Consider the following 13,088-nt stretch of genomic DNA (forward strand, 5'->3'; position numbering starts at 1 on the left):
CTGACACGGTAGAGAGTCAGCGAACTTAGTTTCGCTCGTGCCTACCGCTTCCGCAAGCCTCTCATTTTATTGAGCTTGAACTTCGGAAGCCTCTGCGAATCAAGATTGGAGCTTCAGTCATGGCACAAAAATGTGATCTTTGCGGCAAAGGCCCGCAGTTCGGCAACAACATCTCGCACGCCCACAACACCACTCGGCGTCGCTGGAACGTAAACCTTCAGCCCGTTAAGGCCAAGACTGTCGGCGGCAGCAAGCGCATGCGCGTCTGCACCAGTTGCATCAAGACCGGCAAAGTCATCAAAGGCTAAGCCCGGCAGAGTCGTCAAGAACTAGGCTAAACAGAATTATGGAAATAGAACGCCCCAGCTGTGCAACAGGCGGCTGGGGCTTTTCCTGTTTTTCTACTTTTTATTTCTTCGTAAAGTCTAACGACGCGCTGTTGATGCAATAACGCATCCCAGTCGGCTTGGGGCCATCGGGAAAGAGATGTCCCAAGTGGGCTCCGCAGCGTGCGCAGGTGACTTCGATGCGCTGCATTCCCAGCGCATTGTCTTTATGAGCCTCGATGGCTTCAGCCGAGACTGGCAACCAAAAGCTCGGCCAACCGCTGCCTGACTCGAACTTCTTGTCCGAGGTGAACAAGGGGGCATCACATGCCGCACAGTGATAGACCCCATCGTCGTGATTGTTCAACAATGCACCAGTGAAGGGATGTTCAGTTCCCTTCTCGCGGATGACGTGAAACTGCTCCGGCGTCAGCAGGGCGCGCCACTCTGCCTCCGTCTTGTGAATCTTTTCAGCCTTCTCGGCGTTTTCGGTTTCAGCCATGATGAAATTTGCCCTCTTTTATGAGACGCTCGCCAGTCGATTAAGCTCCAGCCGACCCCTTTACGATCACTTCAACCTCTACCAGCGCGTCTTTGGGAAGCCCTGCGACGGCAACCGTGGACCGCGCCGGGGGGATCGTGCCCGAAGGGGCCAGATACTTTGCATAGATCTCGTTCATCGCCGCGAAATCGCTCATATTCTTGAGGAAGACGGTCGTTTTGACCACCTGGGTCAGATCGGATCCTGCGGCGGCCAAAACGGCTTTGATATTCTCAAAAACTCGCTTGGTCTGCTCAACGATTCCGCCATCCACAATCTGCCCCGTGGCCGGATCGAGGCCGACCTGACCTGAAGCAAACAACATGTCGCCAACACGCACTGCCTGCGAGTAGGGGCCAATGGCGGCGGGTGCGTCCGTGGTTGAAATTGCGGTCTTGGTCTGGTCGCTCATAGTGCCTCAAGTCTATCGCCATATTGACCCTGCGCAAATTCACCGCAACCGGGGCGACAAGCAACGCAAATAACTGATAAAACCATTTGCACACAGAAGGCCCGGCAACAAAGGCCGTCTGATTCCGCATCGAGGTGCATTATGGGTATTTTGGATTCGATCCAGTCTCTGGCTGGACAGGTTGGGCAGGACTCTCAGAGTGACCAGGCAAAAGTGGCCGGCGGCTTCATTCAGGCGCTGACACAGCATCCCGAAGGAATTCAGGGGATATTGAGCAGCTTCACCCAAAACGGCCTCGCCGAACACATCGGAGCCTGGAGCAATGGCCAGAACGCGACCGCAACCCCAGACCAGGTTCAGCAGGGACTCGCCGGAACCGGTCTTATCGAGAAGACGGCGGAGCACGCCGGAGTCTCGCCACAGGTAGTACAGGCTGCGCTGACGACTGTTCTTCCCATGATCGTCCAGCACTTCGCTCCCGGTGGTCAGGCAGCGCCGCAAAGCTCGCTGGGCGGACTCGCAACACAGTTTTTAGGTCGCTTCACCCAGGCCACATAAGAGGGCTTTCGCAAGAATAGCCGCACATCGCAATACACAGTATGACGAACAAGCCGGTGTCGTCTGGCTGTTGAGAATGTTTGCGTGGTCGATCATCGGTCACGCAAACGTTTGGCGGCGGCTTTTGTTAAATGACTTTGACGCGCTATACTCAGCCCCTCACGAAAATGATGCACAATGATGTCGCAAAAGCTGATGGCGAACGGCGTAGATAGAATTCATCATTCGCATAAAGCTGCAATCCACCGCCACGAACCATAAAGACGAGACGATAAACCCTCTATGACGATGAACCGACGCAGCTTCACCCTCTCTGCCGCCACCGCCATGGCAGCTTCCCTACTGCCACGCGCACAAGCCCAGTCGCAAGCGGCATCCACAGCGCCATTCAAGTTTTCCGTCATGCTCTGGACGCTCAAAAAATACGGCCCTCTTGAGAAGATCCTGGAAATCGTCGCCCAGGCCGGTTACACCGGCGTCGAGATGGTCGGCGAATGGAAGTCGTGGACTGATGCGGAGTTCTCTAAATTCCTTACCCGCGCCAAGTCTCTCGGTCTTACTGTCGATTCAACCGCGGGCGCTCACGGCTACGCAGACGCCGCTGCCTTCGACACCATCGAGTCCGAGTTGCGCAAGACCATCGAAGCCTGCAAAAAACTCGACTGCAAACAGATCATTCTTACCTCGAATCAGCGCACCGATTCTCCGACTCTCCAAGGCGGCTCCATCGAATCTGTCAAGCGCCTCGACGCCATCGCCGCGAAGGCCGACGTCCAGATCGTCCTCGAGCCCATCGATCTGCTCGAGAATCCCCACGCCTATCTGACATCCGTCACCCAGGCCTTTGAGATCGTACGGGCCGTCGACAGCCCGCACACGCGCGTTCTCTACGACATCTATCACGAGCAGCGTCAGGCCGGAAATCTCCTCGAAAAGATCGAGAAGAACATCGACCTCATTGCCCTCTTCCACATCGCGGACGTCCCCGGACGGCATGAACCTGGAACCGGGGAGATACGATACGACGCGATCTATCGCAAGATCGCGGAGCTGAAATATACCGGCTACATCGCCATGGAGTTCTATCCCACGGGCGAACCGGTCGCCACTTTGCGCGCAGCACGCGAACAAGCCATCCGCGATGCCGCAATATAAGTATTCAAAAATAAAGGATGTCTCTAAACCACTTGGATTTCCCCCACCGCTTTTGTGAGCTGACTCGTGTCCTGTGTCGTCCAATATGCGGTTTTGCGATCTCTGGTATTTACAGATCTCCGCGGCAGCCAATTTTGGCATGAATGGGTGTTCGCAAGCCTTAACAAATAAGCCAACGCCCAGCAGCTAAAGGACAGGATCAAAGAAAATAGCATTCAGGACTGCGTTCTTGCCTCGTATTTGATTGATTCTGAATCTCACGGACTGGGCGCACTCATAGATCAGATATTTTCCTTGCTCGAAATCTTTTACAATTTCCACTGGCGCTATACGATTGAGCGTCTTGAGATCGAAGACTTCTACCGCCTGGCGGCGGCCCATCCGATCCCAATCGAGAAAATAGAGAGCGATCCTATATTTCTGGCTTTCAATCACCTTCACATCTACAGTCATCGTCTGTTGGCAGGCGACTGGATCGCCGGTATAGAGCTGGCCAACATTCCGGATTGGCTCGTTCCTTCGACCTGGAGCTGGAGCGCGTTGATCTTCGGTCGAGACTGACAGTTGTGCGTGCAGGCATCCACCATTTTTTCTGGAAGATGACTGCACAGAAACTACATACGGCGGCAACTCGCGCCGGTCTTTTTTCACACCATCGTAGTCAAAGAGAACATATCCGTCTCGCCCATATATTCCACCCCAGTTACCGCTCGTTCCAATGTCTTCCCTCGCAAAACGCAAGGGATAGATAAGTGGCTCTTGCGTAAATGACGGTGTTTTACTTCCGTAGGAAACGGAAAACTCGTAATGGCCAGATCGTACGTCGTTGAGATAGAGATAATTTGCATCCGCCACCGCTCCACCCACGCCATCGTTCTTATGCAATTCACCATCCCAAAGGAGGTTCCCATTCAAAACAACTTTGTGAATTACCCGTTCTACACCCGGTATGCCAATCCGGCATTTCGCATGCGGCGGTATGGTCGCCTCTCCGCGACCGGTACTTTGGTCAAAGGAGAAGTGAACAGCCCCATGAGGCGTCGGAACACTTCCTGAAACCCAGGTAAGTGTCCGTCCTAAATGAGGAACTATCTCAATGTCTGAAAATCCCGGACCAACAGGTTTGATCCCAAGCACCTCACGAGATAGCCAGGCAGTAACTCCCGCTCCCCACGCATGCCCCAGACTGGTATAGCCAGCCTGACAATTGGGAACGGCTCCGTTTCTTTCGAGACACTGATTCCATGAAGGGGTGTAGGTTTCAAAAAACATTGTGCCGCCATATTCGATTTGTCCTCCCCATATATCGCGAAGACTGACGATAGCCTCGTCATAACGATCCATCAAAGCCATAGCCTGGAGGATGAAGTATTGATTGAACGGAGAAAAGGAGAGGCAGTTCAGGCGATCGGAGAATCCCTGTGCAAAGATTGCGGACTTTTCCTCCTGGGTTGCCAGACCCGTGTTCACCGCGTCAGAAAGGGAGTGAACCCCGAGACGGCTGTACCAACGCTCGTTGCGGCGCACTTCATTCATCTTCTGAAGTGCCATCTCCTGATATGTTTTGCTTAGATCGAGCCGCCCAATCTCGTTCAACGCAGAGGCAAACTCCATGCAGGCGCGAATAAAGAGCATGCGGTATGCGCTTTTTGTTTCAAATCTATCCGGGTCTTCAAAGCCGGCACCGAGTCGTTCATCCCAGCCGTAGAAGCTGATGGGAGGATCAGGATAGATACTTGTCGCATGATCCAGCAGCATTCTGACATGGCTCAGATATTTTTCAAGGGTCGTTTGATCGGCGGTGTGCTGATAGTACTCAAGCAAGCTCAGTACCCAATACAGCGAATAGCTCTCTATGCCGTTGTTGGTTGTTGCGCTGCGTTCTAAATTTTGCCTGATAAAGTCCCAGTTTCCGAAAGACACCAGAGCCGCGGCCTGAGCGGGATGCGCATCGCCTGTCCAGGAGATGCGATCCCCCCGATCCATGAGAAGCGCTCCAAAATAGTCTTTGCAGAAGTTGGCTTTGACTGCGTATGCGCCCGTATACCAGACGCGCGTGACCATCGGATCACTGCACGAAAAGGAGCCAGCATAGTTTGTTGGCTTCACCTGGCATACCGCGCGTACCGCCGTGATGTGCCAGGGACGCTCAAATGTAAGTACATGAATCCAGCCAAAACGTACACCCTCGTAGAGTTCTGAATTCAATTCGAGCCGATAGGTATTGCCGTAGCGCTGCGGCGGACTCGTCTTGAAGCGGTGCACGGGCCCTGTATTTTCAATAGCCGGCTCGTCATATTCGCTGATACTCATCTCCACTGATCCAAGGAGATCCGAACTGTCGAACTCCAGCCATGCTGCGCTCTCTACTCCAAAATCGAAGCGAATTGATCCAACACCCTCAATCGTTATCGAGTCCTGTTGGCTGGATGGAGATTCTGCAATCCGGAATGATGCCGTCGTCTCGGTGAACGACCCCATCGGACGAAGAACATAGATCTGCAAGCTATCAGCAGCATCCGGATTGTTCCATCGATAACGCACCAGAGGGTCCGGTGATTCAAGAACGGTCGGCCCATCGAATCCTCCTCCATGCAGCAATGCGTAGGGTTCTTGGATAGCGGAACCAGTAGAGAGTAGATGGCTAGTCACCGGGGGTAGCAGCTTCTGGCCGACCGATACTTCCTTCGGATAGCAAAAACGCTGCAAGAGCATTTCGATGGAAGCCAACTCAACAAATCTTCGTCTTGTGATTTCAGTTCCTATGGTATGCACTCAGCGTATCGATGGATGTTGGGGTCATCGCGACCTGATGGAGGTCGCGATGATTATTGACTACGATTCGATCTATCCCTGATTTCTTACGAGCGATCAGCGTACAGCTTTGTGTTTGTCCACACTAACCCGAGCTTTTTTGGCAGACTGTTCCATTTGTCTTGTTACAAGCTTCCATCAGACTTCATTTCCTCCAATCGGACAGGGCCAACCAAGCCGGATGGGAGCAACCCATTCGCCGTGTTGGTCTCTTCCGGCAAGTAGTTGGCACTGACACCCTTGGCGGAAAGCGCGTTGAAGAGAGCGTTTACGACTGTGATTTCGAGCGTGTTCTCTCCAGCATGCAGCAGTGGAGTAACGTCTGCACGATAAGGGCGCAGCAGAAGATTGGGACCCGGCTCTCCATTGATGGAGATCTGAGCAACATTACCTACATCGCCGAGATCAAGCACGATACGACGATTGCTGCTAAGAAGCGACGCAGGTACGGTGAACGTAGTTGTGTACTGGCCACGGCCTGAGAAATTCTTCAGGCGGTCAATCATTGTCCAGTCTTCCAACGACGACATTTTCATATCGATCACTTGAGGGTGGCTGCCAGGCCCAATTCCGACGCCATGGAAATCCCAGCCATTCTCCCCTACGGCTATCTGAAGTTCCGGCTGTGCCGGAGCAGACATCTCAATTGGTTTTTCTCCAGATTTTCCATCTGGGTCAAAAACCAAAAGCACCGATCCGTAGGGATCAACGTCAATTGGCACTCGAATGATGCCTCCATGCCTTTCAACATGGGCTAACGGACGAATAGTGCCTGTCCACGGATTCCAGAGTTCAGGAGATCCAAGGGCATGGCTTTCAATAATGGTCTGTTTCGCCACATCGTCGGGATTGCGCAGGAAGAAAGTGTCGAGGTTGCCGATGCGCTTCTCTATGAACGGCAATGGCGCCCCATTGAAATGAAGGTTGGGAGAAATGGACGCTTCCAGAATCTTTGCCACACTCTTGGCGTCCGGCGCCACATGTACATGACCGTCTTTCAAAACATTCCTGAGCGTATCCGGTCCGGGGCTCTCGGACAGTTGGCCGCCCACAATGCTCGACTCCGTTTTCGGAACACCGCCCATGAATACGATGGGGAGCCCCTGGCGGGCGAACGTCACCAATTGATCAGCGAGTGGTACGGAGATACTCTCCGGCTGCGGAAGTACCAGCACGCTGAATTTTTCTCCTCCGGGAGAAATCAGTTTGCCTTCCACCACTTTTGACTTCAATATCGTGTAGGCATCGATGTGATCGAAATTATATCCAGCATCCATGAGGCGGGTATCGATCTCCGGCTCGGGTGGCGCGGGCTCGATCGGATCGTAAGCTAGCATGCTGCGATAAAGTGCTACTGGCACCTCAGTGGTTCCTGCTTGCGATATGTATTGCAGACGCGTGATGTATTGGTTCAACTGAGGCAGATATGGCCAGAATGGATTCGACTGGTTCATGTCGGATGAGAACGCTCCCTCGGTCGCGAACGGATGCCAGCCGGGGAAGGGTCGATCCATATATTCATAGGGATACCCGTGATAAATAATCTCGTTGATCCCGGCAGTCAACAGTTCGTCAGCATAGCGTTTGATCTTCTCCGGAGTCGTCTGATAGGCCTTGCCATGCCAGACAAAGCTTTCACTCGATACGATCTTTCGCCCGTACAAATCGGCTCCAGAAGACGACATCTTGAGAAAATCGTACCGACCATTGTCCAGAAGATCTTCGGTCTCCGGGATGCTGGAAGCGCCATAGACACGGAGCAAGTCGGTCGGTGATCCATGTGCCTGCACACGCGATTGAAGATTGTTCGCCGCGGCCCACTGGATAAAGGGTGAGTAGAAGTTCTCAATCATGACATCCGAAACGGTTTGCCAATAGTCCCGTCGCACCCGATCGCCGATTCCTTCTATGTCGTAAAGCGGCAACCTCGCGGCAGTGCCGTTGTATGGCACTTCAAACCCTGGGATCTTGAGAATGGGCAAATACGGGGTTAGATCATATCCCCGGCGTTGGCGAAACTCCTGAAGAAAATGATCGTTCCAGAATAGATAGGCTTGGACTTCCAGGCTGTCACAGAAGATGGCCCGCAAACCGTGGCCAAAATATTGGCCGTCATACTGTCGGGCCGTGCCCCCAACGCGCTCGGCATACGCGTCAAATGCGTGCTTGTTCATATGGTCCAGAACCAGCTGTGGTCCCTCCCCGGCGCCACCGACGACTTTTTGTCCAGTCGGCATTTCTTTAAACGCGAACACTTGCCACGTACCGGGGGGAACATCCCAGTCCAGCGTGCCATCGGGCAGCATGTGCCCTGTCAAAACTATCGACGTGCCTGGATCAAGCTGGCCTGTACTCTTCACTGCCGGAGCCCGGTCAGAATCCTGATTGGGGACATACTGTACGTTGTCTCCGCGAATCGCGACCACAGCCACAAGCTTCTCTCTTTGCTTAAATTCGTTCAGCCAACCCGACGGCAGATTTGCATCCTTCGCGATGCTTTCTCTCAAAAGGGGCATTAGTATTTTTCCGCGAAAGTGAACGGGCCCACGAATGGTCTGGTGTTCCGATCGCAATTCTGTCGAAGCCAGCTCGGGAGTCACGACTCCTGCTCCTCCGAAAGGCCATCCCGAGCCGAAGGTGTAGTCCATCCACATTCCTTTCGCGCGCGCCTCCTCAAGAGCGGCCTGCATATGAGCAAAGAATGATGGACTCAAATAATCGTCGACGCGCTTTCGAGTAGCCTCAGGCATGTTCGGGTCGAGCCCGATGGTAAAAGGCTGAATTTCCGCGCCACCAAAGTTCGCCTGATCAAGAAGATCTACTTCGCGGCGCAATTCTGCGTCTTTTACATCGTTACCCGGCCACCACCAGCGCACCATTGGACGGTAGTTCTTGGCTGGGTTCTGGAACTGCTGGGCAACGGTGGCAACAGTCTGCGCCGATAAGGGTGCGCCTGCCACCACACAAAACGCGACGAGTGCGACAAGTTTCATACTCTAGCTCCTTTTCGGTATCTACTTGAACGAGGGACAAGACACGCATTGATTTTGCTTAACTTGCGACACGAACTCCATCCGATGTAGCTCCAAATGTGGCCTCTAATTAAATCCGAAGAGGAATTGGATAAAAGTGTTTGTCCCTGGAGCAGACTGTTGGGATTCGGCAATCTGGAGTGCCTTCAGGTCAGATGAAAGACTTCTGTCAGTGGAATGATATTTTGGTCGGGCATTGTCTCTCCTAAATTTTCGAAACAATGGGCCATCTCATGCTGCCATTGTGCATTCACGGAGGCGGCCTGCATCTTCTCCTGCGAAGACACCAGGTCTTCCGTTTCGAAATAGCCGACTAGAAGGCCGTCGGTCTGTAGAAACAAAGAATAGTTTTTCCAGCCGGCATCTTGCAGAGCTTCAACCATCGCTGGCCATATTGCTGCGTGACATTCTCGGTACTCTTCTATCTTTTCCCGTCGGACATGAAGCACAAAACATATGCGTTGCACAGATCACTTCCCTTGCGGTTTAAATTCAATTCCAGTCTGCAATCCTTGAGCTCTGGCCAAAATATTTGTTGCGCCAGCCATCCTACCAAGTCAAGTATCCTTACCGATATAGAAGATCTCTTTGATAGAGAGATAGCCTCCATAAGCACAGTCCAAGCCGATGGAAGCGCAAGTTCAAGCGAGGTGCGAAACCCAGACGTTCCACACCTCGCAATACGCAACTCCATGCTCCTTAGAAGGTCACCTTCATCGCGAACTCCATAATTCGAGGATCGCCCGCACTGTTGACCTGTCCATAGCTTCCGTCACCTAAGCCTGTATCTACATTCCTGAAGTTGGGATGGTTCAGCGCATTGAAAGCCTCAGCTCTTATCTGCATCGCAAGGCGATCATGGATTGGAAACGTCTTATTAAGAGAAAGATTGAAAGACGTGTAACCGGGTCCCCGAATAGTTCCATTCCGAGCGTCTCCGTAGAATCCATAAGCAGGTGCTACGAATGCACTGGTATTGAACCATTCAGTCAGTTTGCCAACCTTACGGTACGGTGCCACCTGATTTGGACGCGCCGCCAGCCCCTGCGTGCTCGATGACATTCCTGGACTTAAGGCGAAACCACTCTGATGTAAAAACAGTCCGCCAACATTCCAGTCTCCGAGTGCATATTTCAATGGCTTGCTACTATGCCTGAAATATGGGATGGCATATACCCAGGTTCCGGTTATGTCATTCGAAAAGTCATAGGACGGCGGGCCATACTCCGCAGCCCAATTCCGCGGATTCTGCGGCCCCGCTCCCTGAGATGTTGTATTGCCTGCACCGCGTCCAGCCACCGTGGCAAGAGCCTTGCTCCAGGTGTAAGCCAGGCTGAACTGCGAAGCTCCTGCTCGATAGCTAAGCGAGGATTGAAGCGAATTGTAATTGGCACTGCCTTCATCATACTGATTGTTGATAGTGCTATAGCCCTGATAAGGACGGGTATAGTCGGCTGAAGACACTCCTGCGTTGAGGCAGGGATCAAAGTCATAGGAGGCTGAGGCGGCCTGCCCGGTGGGCAGACAACCAGTTGCGCTCGGCGCAGTTACCTGCAATGGCCAATTGATGTCATTGCCGCCGCCAACCCCTGACGTAAGATGACGCGTTTGGCTACCGGCATAAGCCAATGCGCCAATCATATTGCTTTTGATCTGATGTTCCAGGGTCAAGCTATACGACTGAATTTGAGTGGGAGTAAAAGTAGACGGAACAGCATTCAGGTTTTGTGGTGTAGGAGCAGCTGCTGTCCCCCCTGCCGTTCCATTGCTCAATAGACTATTAAGAATGTTGGCGCTTTGGTTGTAGGGTGGGTTCTGGCCATACGCATAGTAGATTACGGCTACTGGAATTCTTGAGTAACCAACTCCATATCCACCTCGAAGAGACGTTGTTCCATTTCCCGATAGATCGTATGCGAAACCAACGCGCGGCCCGAAGTTTGTCTTCTTCGGGATAAAGAAGCCGTCGGGAATTCCATTTTGCCCTGCAAACGTAAGCCCATTCAAAAGATTTGCCTGTGTCCCGCCGGAAGTAAGTGGCTCATTCGAGCCATTGACGATGAAAGCTCCGGTTGGAGTCACGACAGGAGCCTGAGTAGCATTGAAAAGTGATGGCTTGAAGCTGGTGACCTGGTCACCACTGACTGAGTCATTGGAGAAATAGACCCAGCGCACACCCAGGTTCAAGGTGAGACGAGGCGTCACTTTCCAGTCATCCTGAACATAGGCTTCACCTTGCCGATAGTGAAAGGCACCTTCCCGCTCCGTGCTAGCCTGCGAGTAACTCGAATCCAGTCCCAGCATGTAGTCTGCAGCGGGATCTCCTGTGTGCGCACCGCTGAAGTTAAAGGACCCTTGTGGATTAGTAAAGACAGTCTGTCGTTTGATGCCAAACATATACAACGCACCTGCCTGCAAAACGTGTCGACCACGAATCCAACTGACGTCGTCCATGACCATTCCCTCGCCATCCGAAGCGGAGATCGGCTGAGACCCAACTCCATTTCCGGCCCATCCTTCAGCAATAGAGATATTCGGAATACGGTTGAGAGTCGGTGCGTCGGGAAACGCTTGAATGATCGACAGTCCTTCGGGTAGCTGGCCGCCTCCCTTAGTGAGCTTGATATGGGGTCTATCGTCCGTTTCAGCCACACTCGCCGTATTCATAAAGTTTGGCGTAATCGCCGACTGAAGACGTACTACACCGTTAAATCCTGTCGTGTAGTAGGCGTTAGTGATGGTGTTATAGGGAGTTCCGCTCCAAGCGTCATTCGGAAAACCATTGAGGACCTGTTCGTACATGACCCGGCCAATCAACTGGTTATTTTGATTGATCTGGTGGTCCCCGCGGAACTGATAATCAATCTGACTCGTCGTTTGCGGATCCTGATTGATATAGTTTTGAAATCCTCCCGCTGCATTATTAGGTAGCGGAACATAGGCGTTCAGTAATCCAACCGCCACCGGATCCAGACACGCTGAATTCAGCGTTGTAGGCCCAGTAATGCAATTGGTTTTCCCTTCCGAGGCAAGAAGTGCCTGACTATGCGCATCCAGCGTCAAGCTCCCATTCAGTGTCGGACTACTGCTAAAATCTCCATTCCGCATGGCCTGCGGGAAGACCGCGGCCCGGATAACTGAGGCTGCGCTGATCTTCTGCCATTGATTAGAAGCGAAGAAAAATGTCTTCTTCGATCGGTCCGTGTTGTAGAGGCCCGGGATAATCACTGGGCCTCCCAGCGTATATCCGTAGATATTTTGATGAAGCGCCTGGGTACCCGTCGAGAAGTAGTTCGCGGCATCAAACGCATTGTTGCGTAGATAATCCCAAGCCGAACCATGAAACGTTCCCGTCCCGCTCTTTGTTTCAACAACGACCTGGCCAGAACCCGCAAATCCGTACTTTGCGCTGTAGCTGTCTTTCAGCACCGAGAATTCGGAAATTCCATCGACAACTGGCAGGATATTGATATTGGCCAAGTTGCCGGAGTTCATGTTGTAAACCCCATCGATCGTGTAGGTCGTGTATTCGACGGAATTCCCATTAACAATCAGGGTGGTTCCACCCTCGAGGCCGCCACCACCTAATGCATCGGCGGCGTTTGTACTACTCACGCCAGGAATTGCAATCGCAAGTGTTTGGAAGTTACGTCCGTTCAACATCAGATTATCGATCTGCGCACTGCTGATCGTTCCTCCGCTCTCAGAACTTGCCGTATTGACCTGAACTGCATCCGCCGTAACGGTCACCTCAGACGTCGCGTTGCCGACCTCAAGCTTAATGTTGTTTGCGCGTCGTTGACCGGGGTCAAGCTGTATTCCATTCGTGAGAGTCTCTTTGAACCCCGGCTTTGAAATCGCAACCTTGTATTGACCGACTGAAAGTCCTTCGGCTGAGTAGAAACCGCTGCTATCCGTCGTCGCTGTGTGAGAGACGGCCGTTGCTTGGTTCGTAATTGTTGCCGTCGCGCCCGCGATAGCAGCACCAGTCGGGTCGGTCACGGTGCCAGAGATAGAACCTGTATTTGCCTGTGCATTCAGGAACCGTCCTGTGACTGCCAATAAGCTAAGGAAGACTGCAATTTGCAGTCCTTTATTGCGAAATAGTCGTTTCAAGTTTCGACCTCCGAATTTGCATGACTCAGCAGTTTGCCTCACTGCTCTGATAAAACGAGATGAAGCGCTTGGAGATGGTCAATTGACAACCGCAAAAAGCACGCAGTCGATCAATTGCGTATATCGCAACAAGT

9 protein-coding genes are annotated in these 13,088 nt (G+C 52.6%); 3 read left to right on the forward strand and 6 right to left on the reverse strand.

The genetic code is table 11. The features are described 5' to 3' along the window. Positions 1-119 precede the first annotated feature (119 nt). Positions 120-308: a 50S ribosomal protein L28 gene (rpmB, locus tag GSQ81_RS06125; protein ID WP_158909755.1), complete on the forward strand. Its 189-nt coding sequence runs from the start codon at positions 120-122 to the stop codon at positions 306-308. A gap of 100 nt (positions 309-408) precedes the next feature. Here rpmB and msrB read toward each other — a convergent pair whose 3' ends face one another. Beyond that, on the reverse strand, positions 409-828 hold the full coding sequence (gene msrB / locus GSQ81_RS06130) for a peptide-methionine (R)-S-oxide reductase MsrB (RefSeq protein WP_158909756.1): 420 nt from the start codon (positions 826-828) through the stop codon (positions 409-411). A 40-nt stretch (positions 829-868) separates the two neighbouring features. Beyond that, positions 869-1,279 carry a RidA family protein gene (locus GSQ81_RS06135; protein WP_158909757.1) on the reverse strand — a complete coding sequence of 137 codons (411 nt, stop codon included), beginning with the start codon at positions 1,277-1,279 and terminating at the stop codon, positions 869-871. Positions 1,280-1,363: 84 nt separating this feature from the next. On the opposite strand from GSQ81_RS06135, the gene GSQ81_RS06140 reads away from it, so the two are divergent. Together GSQ81_RS06140 and GSQ81_RS06145 are read left to right on the forward strand one after the other, a co-directional pair. Then, positions 1,364-1,837 (forward strand): YidB family protein, encoded by a 474-nt coding sequence (locus GSQ81_RS06140; protein ID WP_371715226.1) that lies wholly within the window; start codon positions 1,364-1,366, stop codon positions 1,835-1,837. Positions 1,838-2,119: 282 nt separating this feature from the next. After that, the gene (locus GSQ81_RS06145) at positions 2,120-2,992 is read left to right on the forward strand and encodes a TIM barrel protein (protein WP_254060028.1); all 873 of its coding nucleotides are present in this window, start codon (positions 2,120-2,122) and stop codon (positions 2,990-2,992) included. Between the two features lie 186 nt (positions 2,993-3,178). On the opposite strand, the gene GSQ81_RS06150 is transcribed toward GSQ81_RS06145, so the two are convergent. The 4 genes from GSQ81_RS06150 to GSQ81_RS06165 form a co-directional block, all read right to left on the reverse strand. Then, entirely contained in the window at positions 3,179-5,722 is a 2,544-nt protein-coding gene (locus GSQ81_RS06150) for an alpha-L-rhamnosidase C-terminal domain-containing protein (RefSeq protein WP_158909759.1), read from the reverse strand. Positions 5,723-5,931: 209 nt separating this feature from the next. Then, a complete protein-coding gene (locus tag GSQ81_RS06155) occupies positions 5,932-8,799 on the reverse strand; it encodes a glycosyl hydrolase (protein ID WP_158909760.1) in 2,868 nt (955 codons plus the stop codon). Between the two features lie 185 nt (positions 8,800-8,984). Continuing rightward, positions 8,985-9,305: an L-rhamnose mutarotase gene (locus tag GSQ81_RS06160; protein ID WP_158909761.1), complete on the reverse strand. Its 321-nt coding sequence runs from the start codon at positions 9,303-9,305 to the stop codon at positions 8,985-8,987. Between the two features lie 232 nt (positions 9,306-9,537). Further along, on the reverse strand, positions 9,538-12,954 hold the full coding sequence (locus GSQ81_RS06165; protein WP_254060029.1) for a carboxypeptidase regulatory-like domain-containing protein: 3,417 nt from the start codon (positions 12,952-12,954) through the stop codon (positions 9,538-9,540). Between the last annotated feature and the right edge of the window lie 134 nt (positions 12,955-13,088).

The sequence above is a fragment of the Granulicella sp. L56 genome (assembly GCF_009765835.1).
Taxonomy (GTDB): Bacteria; Acidobacteriota; Terriglobia; order Terriglobales; family Acidobacteriaceae; genus Edaphobacter.

What these genes read in the sequence shown, in the direction of transcription:
- rpmB (WP_158909755.1), top strand. Translation starts at nt 120, where the DNA reads ATGGCACAAAAATGTGATCTTTGCGGCAAAGGCCCGCAGTTCGGCAAC.
- msrB (WP_158909756.1), bottom strand. Translation starts at nt 828, where the DNA reads ATGGCTGAAACCGAAAACGCCGAGAAGGCTGAAAAGATTCACAAGACG.
- GSQ81_RS06135 (WP_158909757.1), bottom strand. Translation starts at nt 1,279, where the DNA reads ATGAGCGACCAGACCAAGACCGCAATTTCAACCACGGACGCACCCGCC.
- GSQ81_RS06145 (WP_254060028.1), top strand. Translation starts at nt 2,120, where the DNA reads ATGACGATGAACCGACGCAGCTTCACCCTCTCTGCCGCCACCGCCATG.
- GSQ81_RS06155 (WP_158909760.1), bottom strand. Translation starts at nt 8,799, where the DNA reads ATGAAACTTGTCGCACTCGTCGCGTTTTGTGTGGTGGCAGGCGCACCC.